The following is an 18,808-nucleotide window of genomic DNA, read 5'->3' on the forward strand; positions in this document are numbered from 1 at the left end:
GAAAAATAAAGTCATAAAAAAACCATCCTTTTCAGGATGGTTTTTTATTTGAAGTAAATAGATAATTACATTTTTGCTTTCAACGCTTTAGCTTTATCTGTCATTTCCAAAGCACCATAAACACTTAACAATGTCTTTTTCGCCGGTTCGTTGGTTGGTTGCAACTCAACTGCTTTTTCAAGATATGGTAAAACTTCCTGGTAAATTTTATTCTGGGCAGCTTTCAATTGGTCATATTTCTTGTTGTCCTTTTCTGAAGTTCCCAATTTACTCATTTGGTCAACCAATTTTTGATCTTCCCTAAGTTTTAATTCTGCCAGGTTTAAATAGGCATTGAAATAATTCTTGTCGATTTCCAAAGCTCTTTTATAATATTTTTCAGCTTCCGCTAATTTGTCACCATTGGCACTGATTACACCTAAATTATAAACCAAATCTGCATTGTTCGGGTTTTTCTCTAAGGCTTCATTTACCAATCTGGTATAAGTCGGAAAATCATTCATTTTCAGATACAAATCGGCTTCTGTCAAAATCAATGAAGTATCTTCAGGATTGGCTTTACGGGCATCTGCTACAGCAGCCTTTGCCTCATCTATTTTTCCTTTTTCAACTAAAATCAAAGCAATGTTTTTATAAATCTCACCACGCTTAGATTCAGGTTTTTCATCTCTTGGCTTTTCGTGTGTACCGGCTTTCAGAAACAAATCCCTGTTGTCCTTAGAAGGAAAGGTTTCTTCTCTTTTTTCCGCTTTGTTCATAGCCCAATAAACCACGGCATCGCCGGTATAATTGGCTGTTTTTAAAGTATTATAATACTCTAAAGCTTTATCATAGTCTTTAGCATTAACCGCATAACTGGCCGCATAATAAAGGTTGTCCAGATTCTTTTTGTCCAAAAGATAAAGCGCATACAATACTTCAGAAGCTTCCTTAAATCTTTCTTTTTGACCTAAAGCAATTGCCATGGTAAGAATGTCCGGTTTGAATGACGTTATCGTTTCATTGATATCATCAGTATATACTTTTTTGCCTGTCTTTTTCTCATAATCCAAAGTAGCATTCAATCCTGAAGCCAAATCAGTTACTGCTTTTGGAGAATATGCCGATGCAATCTGAACCGGTGTTACTGTTGGCCCATAAGAAGTGACTTGTAATATTGGCAACATACATTTATAAAAATTAGCATAAATCTTATCACCTTCTTCAGTCGCAAGTGGTTCTAATTTTGCCAAATTAGCTTTATACTCTACAATATCGTTTGCCGAAGGAATCTCTTTGGCATAGATTTTCTTCAAAGCTTTTAACTCGTCTTTTTGAGCAAAAGCTGAAACAGAAACTAGTATTGTTGAAGCCAATACAATGTGTTTAATTTTCATGGTATTTTATTTTAATTATTCTTGTGTTTCTTCAGTGGCATCTTCTGAAGTTTTGGTATCATTTACTTCGTCGGTATCAATACCTTCTGCGAATTCACCTTCAACTTCTTCCACTTCGTCTTCTTTCATTACTTTGGTTACCGCTGCAATCGAGTCATTTCCTTTGATGTTAATCAAACGAACGCCTTGTGTGGCTCTTCCCATCACTCTCAAATCAGACACTTCCATACGAATGGTTAATCCCGATTTGTTGATAATCATCAAATCGTCTTCATCCGTTACGGCATTAATCGAAATCAACGCTCCGGTTTTTTCTGTAATGTTTAAGGTCTTTACTCCTTTTCCACCTCTGTTGGTGATACGGTAAACATCCTCTCCATCTTCATCTACCAATTTGGTTCTTTTTCCATAACCGTTTTCGGTAACGACCAACAATTGTGTTTCATTGACATCATCCTTATTAACAGAAACCATACCAATTACTTCATCTTTGTCATCGGCCAAGGTAATTCCGCGTACTCCTGAAGCTGTTCTTCCCATCGGACGGGTTTTTTCTTCTTCGAAACGAACCAATTTTCCTGATTTCACCGCAACCAAAACCTGGCTGTCGCCATTGGTTAATTTTGCTTCTAATAATTCGTCGTCTTCTCTGATGGTAATCGCGTTGATACCATTTTGACGTGGACGGGAATATTGCTCCAACGGTGTTTTCTTCACCTGACCTTGTTTGGTCGCCATGATTACATAATGGCTGTTGATGTATTCTTCGTCTTTTAAGTCTTGCGTACAAATAAATGCTTTTACCTTATCATCACTTTCAATGTTGATTAAGTTTTGAATCGCACGGCCTTTGCTCGTTTTGCTTCCTTCAGGAATTTCGTAAACGCGCATCCAGAAACATTTTCCTTTTTGGGTAAAGAACAATAAATATTGGTGATTGGTTGCCACAAATAAATGCTCTAAGAAATCCTGATCTCTGGTTCCGGCACTTTTTTGTCCAACGCCACCGCGGTTTTGTGTTTTGTATTCTGATAAGTTGGTACGCTTGATATAACCGGCGTGAGAAATGGTAATCACCACATTTTCATCGGCAATCAAATCTTCGATGCTTACATCTCCGCCAGAGTATTCAATAGTTGAACGACGTGCATCACCATATCTGTCTCTGATTTCGATTAACTCATCTTTAATCAATTGCATTCTTAATTCTTTGCTTGCCAATAAATCTTTCAAGTGTTGAATTAATTTCATGATCTCTTCGTATTCCGCTCTTAACTTGTCTTGTTCCAGACCGGTTAACTGACGCAAACGCATTTCAACAATCGCACGCGCCTGAATGTCTGACAAACTGAATCTTTCAATCAATTTGGCTCTTGCTTCATCACCATCTTTCGATGCACGGATCAATGCAATTACTTCGTCAATGTTATCCGAAGCAATGATCAAACCTTCTAAGATGTGTGCTCTTTCTTCCGCTTTGCGCAATTCGAATTGGGTTCTTCTTACGACAACATCATGACGGTGTTCTACGAAATAGTGAATCAAATCTTTAACGTTCAACATTTGCGGTCTTCCGTTTACCAACGCAATGTTGTTTACACTAAAAGAAGACTGCAACTGTGTATATTTATAAAGTGTATTCAAAACCACATTCGGCACCGCGTCGCGTTTCAATTCATACACGATACGCATACCGGTTCTATCCGATTCGTCACGGATATTCGAAATGCCTTCGATTTTTTTCTCATTAATCAAATCGGCAGTTTTTTTGATCATTTCTGCCTTGTTCACCTGGTATGGAATTTCGGAAACGATAATCGCTTCTCTTCCGTTGGATTCTTCAAAAGCCACTTTGGCACGAATCACAATACGGCCACGTCCAGTTTTGAATGCTTCACGAACACCTTCGTAACCATAAATCACACCACCGGTTGGAAAATCGGGTGCTTTGATGTGTGTGATTAATTCGTCAATTTCTATATCATTATTGTCGATGTACGCTAACGTACCATCAACCACTTCTGTCAAGTTGTGTGGCGGCATATTGGTTGCCATACCAACGGCAATCCCTGACGCTCCGTTGATCAATAGATTCGGAACTCTCGTTGGCATTACTTTTGGCTCATACAAGGTATCGTCAAAGTTCAATTGGAAATCCACTGTCTCTTTGTCGATATCTGCCATAATGTCTTCTGACATCTTCTTCATTCTGGCCTCAGTATAACGCATCGCTGCCGGACTATCGCCATCAACCGAACCAAAGTTACCCTGGCCATCAATTAATAAATAACGTAAACTCCATTCCTGGGCCATACGAACCATGGCATCATAAACTGAAGTATCGCCGTGTGGGTGATATTTACCCAGTACTTCTCCAACAATTCTCGCGGATTTTTTGTGAGCTCTATTTGAAAAAACGCCTAAATCATACATTCCATATAACACTCTTCGGTGTACCGGTTTCAAACCGTCACGCACGTCAGGTAGCGCTCTTGAGACAATTACAGACATCGAATAATCGATGTAAGCTGATTTCATTTCATCTTCGATGTTAATAGGAATTAACTTTTCTCCGTCAGACATATTTTATAAATTATTAATAAAAAATTAGTTTAAATTCAAAACGTGCTAATATAGGATAATTATAGCTTTTGGAGCTATTTTTAGTCCACAAATTTCAATGATTTATTAACAAAATAGGCTCTTTTTTTGGTTAATAAAATAGTGAGGTTACCGCTTTTATTATTGGCTTTTTTTTTGTCAATTAGCTGACAGTACATTTAGGCGGAATGATTTTTGTTAGAACCATTCATAATAACTAAATTTACATTACCAACAATATTATTTTATGGATGATAATTTTTCACCAAGAGTCAAAGATGTTATAACCTACAGTAAGGAAGAAGCATTGCGTTTGGGCCATGATTTTATTGGCACTGAACATTTGATGCTTGGTATCCTCAGAGATGGAAATGGTAAAGCAATTGCCATTTTAAATAACCTGTCTATAGATTTAGAACATTTACGCAAGAAGGTCGAAATCTTAAGTCCGGCAAACCCGAACGTTGAAATAAGTAACGAAAAGAAAAACCTGCACTTGACTCGTCAAGCAGAACGTGCCTTAAAGACAACATTCTTAGAAGCCAAAGTATTTCAGGCAACTTCTATAAGTACCGCCCATTTGCTTTTGTGTATCCTAAGAAATGAAAATGATCCTACAACCAAACTATTGCATCGTCTGAAAATAGACTATAATGTAGTTAAAGAACAGTATTTGAATATGACACCAAACGAAGAAGATTTTACAGATAACCTGCCTAGAAATGAGTCATACAATGATGATTCAGGTCAAGATGACAGTTTGAAAGAAGGCAGCTTTAATAATCCGGCAAACAAGACTAATAAGAAATCGAAAACTCCGGTTTTGGATAATTTTGGTCGCGACTTAACCGAATTAGCCGAAGAAGGTAAACTCGACCCTGTTGTGGGTCGTGAAAAAGAAATTGAGCGTGTGTCTCAAATTCTGAGCCGCAGAAAGAAAAACAATCCGTTGTTAATCGGTGAACCTGGTGTTGGTAAATCTGCCATCGCCGAAGGCTTGGCCTTGCGCATCATTCAAAAGAAAGTGTCGCGTATTCTTTTCAACAAAAGAGTCGTAACCCTTGATTTGGCTTCGCTAGTTGCCGGTACAAAATACCGCGGACAATTTGAAGAAAGAATGAAAGCCGTTATGAACGAATTGGAGAAAAATGACGACATCATTTTATTCATTGACGAAATCCATACCATTGTTGGTGCCGGTGGCGCTACAGGTTCTTTGGATGCGTCAAATATGTTTAAACCAGCGTTAGCGCGTGGCGAAATACAATGTATTGGTGCCACAACGCTTGACGAATACAGACAATATATTGAGAAAGATGGCGCGTTAGAAAGACGTTTCCAAAAAGTAATTGTGGAACCAACTTCAGTTGAAGAAACAATCACGATTTTGAACAACATCAAAAACAAATACGAAGACCACCACAATGTTATTTACACTGATGAAGCAATTGAAGCGTGTGTGAAATTAACCAACAGATACATGTCGGAGCGTTTCCTTCCGGACAAAGCGATTGACGCTTTAGACGAAGCAGGTTCGCGTGTTCACATTACCAATATTGATGTACCAAAACAAATCTTGGATTTGGAACGCCAATTGGAAGAAGTACGCGAATTGAAAAACTCTGTCGTTAAGAAACAAAAATACGAAGAAGCAGCCAAGTTGCGTGATGATGAAAAACGCTTGGAAAAAGACTTAGGCATCGCTCAGGAACAATGGGAAGAAGATTCCAAAAGCAATCGAATCCGTGTGACTGAAGACAATGTAGCCGATGTGGTTTCGATGATGACAGGAATTCCGGTGAATCGTATTGCCCAAACAGAAAGCAACAAATTGGCTCACTTACCCGATTTAATCAAAGGAAAAGTAATCGGTCAGGACGAAGCAGTTTTGAAAATTGCCCGTTCTATCCAACGTAACCGAGCCGGATTGAAAGATCCTAATCGTCCGATTGGTTCGTTCATTTTCTTAGGTCAAACCGGTGTTGGTAAAACCCAATTGGCAAAAGTGTTAGCCAAAGAATTATTCGACTCAGAAGATGCGTTAATCCGTATCGATATGAGTGAATACATGGAAAAATTCGCCATCTCCAGATTAATCGGTGCGCCTCCGGGCTACGTTGGTTACGAAGAAGGCGGACAATTAACCGAAAAAGTACGTAGAAAACCGTATTGCGTGGTACTTTTGGATGAGATTGAAAAAGCGCATCCTGATGTGTTTAATATGATGTTACAGGTTTTGGATGACGGTTATCTGACCGATAGTTTGGGTCGAAAAATCGATTTCAAAAATACGATTATCATCATGACTTCGAATGTTGGAGCACGTCAATTGAAAGACTTCGGTCAGGGTGTTGGTTTTGGTACAGCTGCCAAAATTGCACAAGCCGATGACAACTCGAAAAGCGTTATCGAAAATGCATTGAAGAAAACCTTTGCACCGGAATTCTTGAACAGAATTGACGACGTAATTGTCTTCAATCCATTGGAAAAAGAGCATATCGATTTGATTATCGAAATCGAATTGAAAAAATTATACGCGAGAGTATCTGAATTGGGTTATAAATTAAATCTTTCTGATAAGGCCAAAGCCTTTATCGCCGAGAAAGGTTTTGACAAGCAATTTGGTGCCCGACCGTTAAAAAGAGCGATTCAGAAATATGTTGAAGATGCTTTAGCCGAAGAAATCATTACTTCGAAAATTGCTTCCGGTGACGAAATATTTATGGATTTAGATGAAACAACCCAAGAGTTGACCGTTACCATTCAAAAAGCTGAAAAGCCGACAAAGTAAGATAGTTTAACTTCTAAAAGCCGCGAATCCCGAATGAAATTTAGTTTAAATTGTTCGTGTTTCGTGGCTTTTTAATTTTATATCAATGCCAGCAAACAAAATCATTTTAGGTTCCGAAGAATGGTGTTCGTTTCCCGAACTCGGAATTCCTGCCATTAAAGCACGTGTAGATTCAGGTGCCAAAACTTCGGCTTTACACGCCATTAACATTGCCCCTTTTTTAAAAGATACCGAGAACTGGGTCAAATTTGACATCAACCCGATTCAGAATAACCTCAAAACCGTTATCCATTGTGAGGCCAAATTAGTCGACAAAAGAATTGTCAAAAGTTCGAGTGGTTTTCGCGAACAGCGCTATGTGATTAAAACCAATTTGTGCATCGGCAGCGATACCTGGGAAATTGAAATGACGTTGACCAATCGGGATTCCATGGGTTTCCGAATGCTTCTTGGACGCGAAGCCATGAGCGGCAGAATATTGGTTGATCCTGAACAAAAATATTTATTGGGACAAACTTCCACCGAAAGCCTCAAAGATTTATACCAAAATGCCATTGCCACAAAAACCGGTTTGCGCATTGGTGTTTTAGCCAGTAACCCCGAATTGTACAGCAACAAACGCATCATGGAAGCCGGCGAAATGCGCGGACACGAAATGCACTTCCTGAACATCAAGGAATGTTATATGAAACTTGATGCACACAATCCGGAGATCCATTATCGCGGCGGTAAAGTGTTGGATAATTTCGACGCGGTGATACCGAGAATCCGCCCAAGCATTACCTTTTATGGTTGTGCTTTAACGCGTCAGTTTGAAGCGATGAAAGTCTTTTGCCTAAATTCGGCGGCAGCGATAACCCAATCAAGAGACAAACTGTTTTCACTACAATTATTGTTGCATCACGGCGTGGATATTCCAACCACCGGATTTGCCAATTCACCTTTGGACACCGACGATTTGATTAAAATGGTTGGCGGTTCACCGCTGATTGTAAAACTGCTCGAAGGCACACAGGGAAAAGGCGTTGTTTTGGCCGAAACCAAAAAAGCAGCCGAATCGGTAATCAATGCGTTCAAGAGTTTGAATGCGAATATTTTAGTACAGGAATTCATCAAGGAAGCTAATGGTAAAGATTTGCGTTTGTTTGTCGTTGACGGCAAAGTAGTCGCGGCCATTCAACGCGAAGCCGCAGCGGGTGAATTCAGAGCCAATATCCATATGGGTGGCACAGCTTCGGTTATCAAACCAACGGCTGACGAAAAGAAAATTGCGATTAAAGCAGCCAAAGCGATGGACTTGAAAGTCGCGGGTGTTGATATCATCCGTTCCTCAAAAGGCCCGTTATTATTAGAAGTTAATTCGTCTCCCGGATTGGAAGGCATTGAAGGTGCCACCAACAAAGACATTGCCGGAGAAATGATTAAGGCGATTGAGAAAAATTTTAAAATTGGACAAAATTAACAAACACCAACTATGAATAAAATCTATCTGCCTTCTGCTATTATTTTTCTGATTGGAATGATTATCACTATAATCGGTGCGTTGTTCAAAATAATGCATTGGACCGGTGCCAACGTGATGCTGACTATTGGCATGCTATCAGAAGTAATTGCCATTGCCATTTTAATCATAACCCTGACCAAAAACACTAAATAACAATGAACCCTTATCTGGAAATCGTAATCAGAAGTGTTTCCGTGTATTTATTCATGGTCATTGCGTTGCGCATTTTTGGCAAGAAGGAATTGTCCCAACTCAACACTGCCGATGTTATTCTGATTTTGCTCATTAGCAATTCAGTGCAGAATGCAATGGTTGGAGACAATACATCGCTTTGGGGCGGAATCATTGCGGCTGTTGCCTTGTTTATCATTAATTTTATATTCAAGAAAGCCATGTCCAAATCCAATTTCATTAAAGATTTGGTTCAGGATAAACCAGAGATTTTGATACACGATGGCAAAATCGATTTCAAAGCGCTGACAAAATTAGGCATTACCGATGAAGAATTAAAGGAAGCCATGCGTGAACATGGAGTCGAACATTATGCAGCCGTCAAACTGGCGATGTTTGAAATTGACGGTAACATCAGCATCATTACGGGTGACACCCATTTGAAACAAACCAGACACAAAAGAAGGATTCATAAAACATTAGGAAACCTAAATACTTAACTCATGAATAAAAACAGACTTGAAGCCTTTAGCGATGGTGTCTTAGCCATTATCATCACCATCATGGTTTTGGAATTTAAAGTTCCTGAAAATGTTAGTGAAGAAGCGCTTCGCCCGTTGCTTCATAAGTTTTTGAGTTATATCCTGAGTTTTATTTATGTCGGGATTTATTGGAACAATCACCATCACATGATGCATACCGTAAAACAAGTTAATGGCAAGATTCTTTGGGCCAATTTGCATTTGTTGTTCTGGCTGTCGATGATTCCGTTTGCTACGGCCTGGATTGGTGAGCATCACTTTGCTCCCTTTCCGATGATGTTTTATGGAATCATTTTGTTCATGAATGGTTTTGCATATTTTTTATTGCAAATACAAATCATCAAAATTCATGGGAAAGATTCTTCTTTATCCAAAGCCATTGGAAATGGTACCAAGGAAAAAGCCTCAGTGTTCTTATACGCTGTTTCAATTGCCTTTGCCAATTTCTATCCGGTAATCGCCGGCGCCATCTATATTTTTGTAGCGTTGATGTGGTTGATTCCCGATAAAAGAATCGAACGTATTTTTAACGAAAAACAATAACCATGAATTTACTCTCTCAGATTATCGTTGGATTTATTGCGTTGCTGCATATTTATATTTTGTGGCTGGAAATGTTTGCCTGGACCACCCGCGGACGCAAAGTGTTTAAAACCATACCGGAAGACCAGTTTGAAAAGACCAAAGTCATGGCGGCCAATCAAGGTTTGTACAACGGCTTTCTCGCTGCAGGATTGATTTGGTCGCTCATCATTTGCGATACTGACTGGAGTAAAAATGTGGCCCTGTTTTTCCTGTCTTGTGTTCTTGTAGCCGGAATTTACGGCGCAATGACGGCTTCCAAAAGAATCTTCTTTGTACAGGCAGTACCGGCAATTTTGGGATTGCTGAGTTTTCTTCTTTAATGAATGACACTTTTTTTCGTAATGCTATCCTGATTCTCAAGGCTTACTTTGACTAAAACAACCTGAGTTGTGGTATTTAATGAAGTGGTTTGGAACAGATTGGTTTTTAAGCCTTTTTCACTAAATAACAGTTTCCCCAAAACATCAAGCACTTCTACTTGTACGATTGGTGTGTTTGCAGAGATTATCTGCAATTGATGGTCTGAATTGCTTATGATTTTTATATCATTTTCGGTAAGCGCTTGATTTGTTGTGCCAAACAACTCATTGGTAAACCGCAATTCAAAACGATTTTCAAAAGCTCCTGCTGTTGTTACAAAAGTATAGGCTGCCTTTCTTAAATCATGCAAGGTATTTGTAAGCTTATCCCATAAGTATATATCCTGATGATCAAATGCGCCATCAAAATTATCCAAGTTAATACTCAATTGCCCATTAACTGCCGTAGTGTATGCAATTGGAATGATATCGGTAACTGAAAAAGGCAAACTTTTCCCTTGAATCGATAAATCACGAGTACCAACTTTAGTATAAATAGATACTGAATTACCAACCGGCACCGTTTTACTGTCGAATACGGGATCAAAATCATTGGTAGCTCCCTGCACATAACCTACCAGCATTTGATTGTATCCACCGTCAGTATGACGCAATGATAACCAAATACGGTGTTTTTCCAAACCTTCTGAAATAGTGGCTGCATTAGCCGAAGCATTTCCGGTTTTAAAAAACTGGCTATTGTTTCCTGCGATACGGGCTGCGTTAGTAAATGTTGCCGAATAAGTTCCGTTGGCTAAACTTGTATCTGCCTCAATAAAAAATCCCTGGGCTGCAGCTACTTTACCTGTGGGAACTGGCCCTCCGGAAGGTGCTGCTGTCCCCGTTCCTACCATACCGGTAAGATTGTATTTGGCATAATCATTTATGGTGTACTGATTACTTGTGATTGGAGTTGTATGCGTCCAAAAATAAACCGTTCCGGTCATCACAGCGATATTTGCCGTAATAAACACATCAATGTCTATCGCTGATGGATAAGGATTCCCTATCAGATTGTAACTTGGTATTCCATTTTTAATAACCGGTACATTAATGACACCATTATTGGGCACACCTACAAAAGTAGTTTCCACGATTTGGGTTGGGCTATAAGTTAAAGTATCCGGAGCTCTTCCGATGTAACCAATCCCCGGAGTCATAACAGTTGCTCCGGTTTCACCTACCCAGATTTTTCCTGAGGCATCATAGCTGTAAAATAATGAGTTGGTTGCCACTTGGCTCAGAGTAGCTGCTGCGACAGGAGACGACCAATAAGTATAGTCAAACTCAGTCAATGGTGTCGTTTTTCTTTTATAGGTAATATTTCCGGTATTTACTGCCGCATCATTGGTCTGTAGCAGACTGGCGCCATCTTCTAAAGTTAAAGATCCACTGCCGTTTACGGTAACACTATTTTGTATTGTTATAGTATGTCCTGTATTCATTGTAACTGCAATTCCTGTATTAATTTGAAGGGAACAAGCGGTGATGTCTCCTGATGAAGAATAATTTCCAGCAAAAACTGCAATTTCACTGGTTGTTGGAGGAAAACCGGTTGACCATGACGTTCCGTTCCAGGTATTGGTTGGCTGGCCATTAATGGTGGCACTCGCTGCAGGCGAAATACAACCTGAAGAATTTTTAGCGGTTACACTATAAGTGCCTGTCGCAACACCAGTGAAAACACCTGTTGTATTGGTATAAGTCAATCCATTGATACTGTAGGTCATGCCGCTGCCTGTTGGCGAAGTAATGGTAATGGTTCCCGTGGCCAATGTACAGGTAGGCTGAGTAAGTGTAGTCACTGGTGTGGCAGTAGCCAAACCCGTATTGACCACTACAGTTATTTCAGCAATGATAATCGGATTTCCGGGAAGTGAAGATTTCATTTTCACCTGATACAAATACGAACCCGCACTTGCCGGTGCCGTTAAACTATAGCTGGGACTGGTTGAATACGTTGTCCCACCACCAGGCAATCCGCCTCCTAAAAACGAATAAGTATAAGTTCCGTTAGGCGGTGGTGTGGCCAAAAGATTTAAAGTATTAGAGGTACAAACCGGTGAATTGGAAGTTAAACTTCCTGTTCCGCCAAAGTTCATAAGGTCATAAAAACTAAAATCTGCTCCTGCTCCACCGTTACAGCTTGCCAGTAAATTGGTGCCGATATAAATGCGTTCCGATGCATTACAGGAACCTCCAACGAGTGAACCTCCCGGATTGATGGTCAACGATGATCCTTCACCAAGAGTCAATCTATTATTTCCCGGTGTAAAGTCAATCGATGCGTTGTTCCTGATGATAAGCTGAATGACTCCCAAGCAACTCAGGTTTAAATCGGCATCCATATAAAGGCTTGTTGCTGAGGTTCCGTCCCCAACATAAATCGTTGAACAGCCAGTGAACGAACTACAAGTGAGTGAACTGGCATTTACGGTTGTTCCGGTAATAGTGCATTGGGCATTTAAGTCTAATGAGAATACGGAAACCGCTACTAAGGTTAGTAAAATTGGTTTCATAATATTTCTTTTTTGAGCAGGTGCCGAGTACCGAGTAGAAATTGCGGTACCATAAATTTAAGCTATTTTGGTAAATGTTGGAAATAATAGTCGGTGAACTACCAAAAACGCCTTTTAACTACACAACTTATTCTGAAATTAAACAAAAGTTAAAATACGAACCATTAAAACCATATAAACAACTAGAAATCAATGCTCTTACAAAGAAGAACACCTTTGTTATAATTGCCTTTTTAACCATTAAAATTTCATTAATTCTCATAAATCCAACGATTCATCCCAACCTTTTTGTTTAAATTGTACCCTACTCTTTAAAGAGTGCAAATGAAAAAAATCATACTCTATACTTTCCTCCTGCTTTTAACCCAATTTGCATTGGGACAAAATGCCATTGTACCAAGTCTTAAAGTACATCTTGCTGATGCCGAAACCGGTCAGAATATCAGCAAAGCTAGAGTGACTCTTGAAGGCTTTGAAATAAAAGCTATCAAAGGCAAATACAACGAGCAGGGCAAATACTATTATTTTACTGAAATCCCAAAAGATTATACTACCATTATGGTTTATCATAAAAACTACAATGAAAAAGGATATCAAAACCCAGGTGGATTGCCAAAAGAAATTAAATTCAAAATGTATAAGCCATACCGTGTCAGAATTGCCGGTGATACTTTGAACCACTATAAAGAAGACAAAAACAAAAAGGTGATTCAGTTCACTCAAAAATTTGAGGATTCCATCCTTTGGAAAACAAGTTCAGATACACTAAGTTTAAAAACCTATTTCAACAAACACTATCCTGAGCTAATTCTAAAACAAAAACACAACTATGATTTAAATTTCAGACGGTTTTGCTATGTCACTAAAAAAAATGGAAAAGATTTTAAACGATTTAATGATCCTTTATTGTACAAACTATCAAATGATAAAAACATTTACTCTATTGATGCGCTGTTGTTAAAAACTAAAGTCATAAACCCATATACAAAAAACACTACTGAGTTTTTTACCACTGACGGTAAGCCCAACTATATTCCGAAGCACATAGCGTATAGTTTATATGATACCATCAATAAGTTCCCAAATTACAAACAGAAAACCAAATGGAAAGGCACCAATATGACTCGAAGCTACCGCGACAAATATTTCAGGGGATTGCTGCATAAAAATGTATATACTTTAAATCAAAATGAGTTAGACTCATTATATAAACTCAGGGAGAAATATTATCAAAAGGAATTCTATGACTATCAAGAACACAACGATACTGTATATGATACAAATCCAAACCATGATTGGGATAATATGCCTAATGGTGGAATCAATACCATACCTTATAGAACAATTTCCAATATAATCGAACAAAAAACACTGAACAAACCTAAGAAAGATGATAAAACACTTTTTAGTTTTACTTATAGATTTGTTACGCCCGAAGAAGAAAAAAGAGATTTGTTTTCGGGTTATAACTTAGATATAATTGAAAAAGGCTGGCCTCATACTTTTTGCAAATTTAAGCATCTTATCTGCAGTCCGTTTGGGCTTGCCGATGTTTTGGAAATAACACCCGATACTCAATATGAATATGTGCAGATTGGTGTAAATCAAATCTATAAAAATTAATTCTGGTGATGAAAATACTAGTATTCCTCTGTCTTGTCCTATTTGGCTTAACGGCAAAAAGTCAGGAAATTAAACTCGACAGCTTAGTTTATGATTTTGGCAAAATTAAAGTCTCAACCGAAAACCATAAAGTCAAAGTATATTTTACCAATGTTGGTAAAAAACCATTAATCATTGAATCCATACAATGGGGCGTATCGGATATGGTGGCTTTAAAACCAACTGAACCCATATATCCTGATAAAAAGAGTTACTTTGAAATAACATTTATGACTAACCGAATAGGAAAACAAAACAGGTATTTCAATATCAATACCAATTCAGTTAATGGTAAATCAGCCGTTTTCAGGATAAAATATGAGATAATCGAATAGTATCTACTCCTCCAAATCAATCATAAAACTGTTCAAAAACGCCACCGAGTTTTCGATGTCGTAGTGTAGGATTCGGTCTTCTTTAACCAATGGCACTTCTTCACGGTAAGATTTCAGGAAACTTTCAATAAACTCACTTGACTTCAAAGGTGTTCTGAAAGCAATCGCCTGAGAAGCATTCATCAATTCAATCGCCAGGATACGTTCCAGATTTTCCATAATACGAAGCGTTTTGGTCGCAGCATTTGCACCCATGCTTACATGGTCTTCCTGTCCGTTGCTCGAAACAATGCTATCCACACTTGCCGGTGTAGCCAATTGTTTGTTTTGACTGGCAATGCTAGCCGCAGTATATTGCGGAATCATAAAGCCCGAGTTCAATCCCGGATTGTCGACTAAGAATGCCGGTAAACCTCGCAAACCTGAAATCAATTGGTAGGTTCTTCTTTCTGAAATACTGCCCAATTCGGCCAAAGCCAAGCCTAAAAAGTCTAAGGCCAAAGCCAATGGCTGTCCGTGGAAATTCCCGCCGGAAATAATCACGTCTTCGTCTTTAAATATATTCGGGTTATCGGTCACCGAGTTGATTTCGGTTTTGAATACTTTTTTTACATAATCAATTGTGTCCTTCGAAGCACCATGCACCTGTGGAATACAACGGAAAGAATATGGATCCTGAACATGTTCTTTAGGTTGGGCAATGATTTGGCTGTCCTCCAACAGTTCTCTCATTCTCTTAGCCGTTACGATTTGCCCTTTGTGCGGACGAACATAATGGATCAATTCATCAAAAGGCTCTATTCTGCCGTCAAATCCTTCTAACGAAATGGCCGAAATGACATCTGCCAAATACGAATATTTCATCGCTTTCAACAAAATATGACTGCCGTAAGCGCTCATGAATTGGGTTCCGTTCAATAAGGCCAAACCTTCTTTAGACTGCAACACGATTGGTTGCCAACCCATTTTCTCCAATACTTTCTTCGCCGGTTGACGGAATCCTTCATAATACACTTCGCCTTCGCCTAACAATGGTAAAGATAAATGTGCCAATGGAGCCAAATCGCCACTCGCACCCAATGAACCTTGGGTATAAATTACCGGCAAAATATCATTGTTATAAAAATCAACCAAACGCTCTACCGTTTGCAATTGCACACCCGAATTTCCGTAGCTCAACGATTGGATTTTGAGCAACAACATCAGTTTTACAATTTCCAGCGGCACTTCTTCTCCCGTGCCGCAGGCATGCGATTTTACTAGGTTTTCCTGAAGCTGAGATAAATTCTCATTCGATATTTTTACATTACACAACGAACCAAAACCAGTGTTGATGCCGTAAATTGGGGTTTCATTAGCGGCCATTTTTTGGTCCAGATAATCGCGGCATTGTTGAATGTTCAACTGTGCTTCTTCAGAAAGTGCTAAAGTTTTATGCTCTGAAATGATCTCTTGTAAAGTCTCTAAGCTCAATACTTCCGTACTGATGTAATGCGAATGCTCCATTTTTAGTCAGGATTAAAAGCCCAAAATTCCGTAAACGATTGTTAAAAAGCAACAAATTAGCCGAGTATTTTTTGAGAATTTATTAAAAAAATCAGCTTTAGAATATTGATATAAATAAAAACCTATCAGTTGTAAAGATTTATTGCGATATTCTTAAAAATTTAAGGAAACCTTTTTTAATTCTCAAAAAGTTATACATTTGAAAAACATGATGTCACAATTAGCCAAATACCAATTCTCTTCTACAACCAATACTTTGGTTGCCACTTTGGCTACAACAACATCAACAACATCAACAACTACAACCCCGTTTGGGGTATAATTTTCACATATAATCCACTTGACATGTCCTTTCGCAAGAAAGCAAATCACTCATAACTCATCATTCATAACTCATAACTAAAAAGTCATGATAGTATTAAAATTTGGCGGTACTTCGGTAGCCAATGCTGAAAATATTTCGAAAACCATAGCTATTGTAGCCAATAAAAGTAAGGACAACCAACTCGCCGTAGTCGTTTCTGCCTTTAGCGGTGTAACCGATTTATTGATTTTGGCCGGAAAAACTGCCGGTGCCAAAGACAAAGGCTATAAAGATATTATTAGTCAAATCGAAAGAAAACACAAAGATGCCATAGACGAATTGATTTCGCTAAGCGAACAAAGCGAGATTATCGACACCATAAACAGCAATATCAACCATTTAAAGACTTTATTGGACGGTTGCTATCTTTTGGGCGAATTGTCGAGCAGAACGGCTGATATCGTCGCTGGATTTGGCGAATTGTTGTCTTCTCAGATTATTGCCGTAGCACTGAAACAAAAAGTTAGTAATTCGGCATTCAAAGACAGCCGCGAAGTCATCAAAACCAACTCCAATTTCGGAAAAGCTGCTGTTGATTTTGAAATTACCAACAAACTCATTGCTGATTATTTTAAAAACAACAATCATCAGGTAACATTGTTCCCAGGTTTTATCGCTTCATCTTTAGACGGAAACACCACTACTTTGGGTCGCGGTGGTTCCGATTATACGGCAGCCATAATAGCTGCAGCCGTTAAAGCTGATGTGTTGGAAATCTGGACAGATGTCAACGGTATGTTTACGGCCAATCCGAAAAGCGTAAAGCAAGCCCAACCGATAGAAACCATTTCCTATCAGGAAGCAATGGAACTGTCGCATTTTGGTGCCAAAGTGTTATATCCGCCAACGATTCAGCCAGTACTGAGAGACAGCATTCCTATTTTTATCAAAAATACTTTTGAACCTGAAGCTTACGGAACCTTAATTTCCAATAATCCGGAAGCTTCAAATAATCCTATCAAAGGAATTACACATATCGACAACATTGCCTTGCTGACCTTAGAAGGTTCAGGAATGGTTGGTGTTGCCGGTTCGTCCAAACGTTTATTCGAAGTATTGTCTAACGAAAACATCAATGTAATTTTCATTACACAGGCATCATCGGAACATTCCATCTGTGTGGGCATTCTTGATACCGATGCCAATAAGGCAAAATCAGCCATTGACAAAGCCTTTGAATTGGAAATTGCGCAAGGCAAAGTTGATCCGACGATTGTAGAGAAAGAATTGTGCATCGTGGCATTGGTTGGCGAAAGTATGAAAAACCACCAAGGTATCAGCGGAAAAATGTTCAGCACTTTAGGCAAAAACAATGTCAATATCAGAGCCATTGCGCAAGGTGCATCCGAAAGAAACATCTCAGTTGTGATTAATGAGAAAGATGTCAAAAAAGCACTGAATACCTTGCACGAACGTTTCTTTGAAGACAATACCAAACAGTTGAATCTGTTTGTTATGGGCGTGGGTAATGTGGGCGAAAAGTTCATTGACCAGATTAGCCAGCAAAAGAAATTCCTAAAGGAAAACCTCAAAATCAATGTGCGTGTGATTGCCTTATCGAATTCCCGAAAAATGGTTTTTGATGAAGAAGGCATCAACCTGAAAGACTGGAAAGAGACTTTAGATAACGGAGAAAAAGCGAATCCAAAAGCGTTTATCCAACGCGTCAAAGATTTGAACCTGCGCAACAGCATCTTTGTGGACATTACCGCTAATTATGATATTGCCGGCATTTATGACCAATTCCTGAGTCAGAATATTGCGGTGGTTACCTGCAACAAAATTGCCTGTTCTTCAGAATACAACAACTACAAAAACCTCAAAAACCTGTCGCGAAAATACAACGCACCATTCCTGTTCGAAACCAATGTTGGTGCCGGTTTACCGATCATTGATACCCTAAAACACCTGATTGCTTCGGGTGATAAAGTGAATAGAATCAATGCGGTTTTATCAGGAAGTTTGAACTTTATTTTTAATAATTTCAGCGATACTTACAACTTCCATGATGTAGTAAAAGAGGCAGGCGTTCAAGGCTTTACAGAACCTGACCCAAAAATTGATTTAAGTGGTGTTGATGTTGCCAGAAAAATATTAATCCTCATCCGCGAAAGCGGTTACGAAATGGAAATGGAAGACATTGTCAACAATTCGTTCTTACCAAAAGAATGTATGGACACAACCAACAACGATGATTTTTTTAAATCGTTAACAAAGCATGCCAGTCATTTTGATAATCTTTTGGCGGAAGCCAAAGCCAAAGACAGCCGATTGAAATTTGTGGCTTCTTTTGAAAACGGCAAAGCCAGCGTAGGCTTGCAGTTCATTCCTTCTGACAGTCCGTTTTACAATTTGGAAGGAAAGGACAATATCGTACAGTTTTACACCGATCGTTATATTGACCAGCCATTGTTAATCAAAGGCGCCGGTGCCGGAGCTGCCGTAACCGCTTCAGGGATTTTTGCCGATGTGATTCGAATTGGAAATGTATAA

Annotated in this window: 13 protein-coding genes; 9 read left to right on the forward strand and 4 right to left on the reverse strand. The window is 38.9% G+C overall.

The features are described 5' to 3' along the window. Nucleotides 1-65: 65 nt before the first annotated feature. Both P1K33_RS11040 and gyrA read right to left on the reverse strand, forming a co-directional pair. Complete coding sequence (locus P1K33_RS11040; RefSeq protein WP_284653027.1) at nt 66-1,376, reverse strand: tetratricopeptide repeat protein; 1,311 nt, start codon at nt 1,374-1,376, stop codon at nt 66-68. A gap of 15 nt (nt 1,377-1,391) precedes the next feature. Further along, nucleotides 1,392-3,959, reverse strand: a complete 2,568-nt coding sequence (gyrA, locus tag P1K33_RS11045; protein ID WP_284653028.1) for a DNA gyrase subunit A — start codon at nt 3,957-3,959, stop codon at nt 1,392-1,394. Nucleotides 3,960-4,224: 265 nt separating this feature from the next. Between gyrA and P1K33_RS11050 the strand changes: the two genes are divergently transcribed. The 6 genes from P1K33_RS11050 (at nt 4,225) to P1K33_RS11075 (ending at nt 9,890) form a co-directional block, all read left to right on the forward strand. Then, nucleotides 4,225-6,768, forward strand: coding sequence for an ATP-dependent Clp protease ATP-binding subunit (locus P1K33_RS11050; protein WP_284653029.1), 2,544 nt, complete (start codon nt 4,225-4,227; stop codon nt 6,766-6,768). 85 nt (nt 6,769-6,853) lie between these two features. Further along, the gene (gene rimK / locus P1K33_RS11055; protein WP_284653030.1) at nt 6,854-8,230 is read left to right on the forward strand and encodes a 30S ribosomal protein S6--L-glutamate ligase; all 1,377 of its coding nucleotides are present in this window, start codon (nt 6,854-6,856) and stop codon (nt 8,228-8,230) included. Nucleotides 8,231-8,242: 12 nt separating this feature from the next. Continuing rightward, entirely contained in the window at nt 8,243-8,425 is a 183-nt protein-coding gene (locus tag P1K33_RS11060; protein WP_284653031.1) for a GldL-related protein, read from the forward strand. Nucleotides 8,426-8,427: 2 nt separating this feature from the next. Continuing rightward, nucleotides 8,428-8,943: a DUF421 domain-containing protein gene (locus P1K33_RS11065; protein ID WP_284653032.1), complete on the forward strand. Its 516-nt coding sequence runs from the start codon at nt 8,428-8,430 to the stop codon at nt 8,941-8,943. A 3-nt stretch (nt 8,944-8,946) separates the two neighbouring features. Beyond that, on the forward strand, nt 8,947-9,528 hold the full coding sequence (locus tag P1K33_RS11070) for a TMEM175 family protein (protein WP_284653033.1): 582 nt from the start codon (nt 8,947-8,949) through the stop codon (nt 9,526-9,528). A gap of 2 nt (nt 9,529-9,530) precedes the next feature. Next, entirely contained in the window at nt 9,531-9,890 is a 360-nt protein-coding gene (locus P1K33_RS11075) for a DUF1304 domain-containing protein (RefSeq protein WP_284653034.1), read from the forward strand. Here the strand turns inward: P1K33_RS11075 and P1K33_RS11080 are convergent. Beyond that, nucleotides 9,887-12,448: a RemA C-terminal-like gliding motility protein gene (locus P1K33_RS11080; RefSeq protein ID WP_284653035.1), complete on the reverse strand. Its 2,562-nt coding sequence runs from the start codon at nt 12,446-12,448 to the stop codon at nt 9,887-9,889. The two genes, P1K33_RS11075 and P1K33_RS11080, sit on opposite strands and share 4 nt — an antisense overlap. A 324-nt stretch (nt 12,449-12,772) precedes the next feature. Between P1K33_RS11080 and P1K33_RS11085 the strand changes: the two genes are divergently transcribed. Together P1K33_RS11085 and P1K33_RS11090 are read left to right on the forward strand one after the other, a co-directional pair. After that, nucleotides 12,773-14,071: a hypothetical protein gene (locus P1K33_RS11085; protein WP_284653036.1), complete on the forward strand. Its 1,299-nt coding sequence runs from the start codon at nt 12,773-12,775 to the stop codon at nt 14,069-14,071. Nucleotides 14,072-14,079: 8 nt separating this feature from the next. Continuing rightward, nucleotides 14,080-14,445, forward strand: coding sequence for a DUF1573 domain-containing protein (locus P1K33_RS11090; protein ID WP_284653037.1), 366 nt, complete (start codon nt 14,080-14,082; stop codon nt 14,443-14,445). Nucleotides 14,446-14,448: 3 nt separating this feature from the next. Here the strand turns inward: P1K33_RS11090 and hutH are convergent, their stop codons facing one another. Then, nucleotides 14,449-15,951, reverse strand: coding sequence for a histidine ammonia-lyase (gene hutH / locus P1K33_RS11095; protein ID WP_284653038.1), 1,503 nt, complete (start codon nt 15,949-15,951; stop codon nt 14,449-14,451). 409 nt (nt 15,952-16,360) lie between these two features. On the opposite strand from hutH, the gene thrA reads away from it, so the two are divergent. Further along, the gene (gene thrA, locus P1K33_RS11100; protein ID WP_284653039.1) at nt 16,361-18,808 is read left to right on the forward strand and encodes a bifunctional aspartate kinase/homoserine dehydrogenase I; all 2,448 of its coding nucleotides are present in this window, start codon (nt 16,361-16,363) and stop codon (nt 18,806-18,808) included.

Origin of the sequence: Flavobacterium terrisoli, assembly GCF_030167905.1 — a bacterium.
Classification (GTDB): domain Bacteria; phylum Bacteroidota; class Bacteroidia; order Flavobacteriales; family Flavobacteriaceae; genus Flavobacterium; species Flavobacterium terrisoli.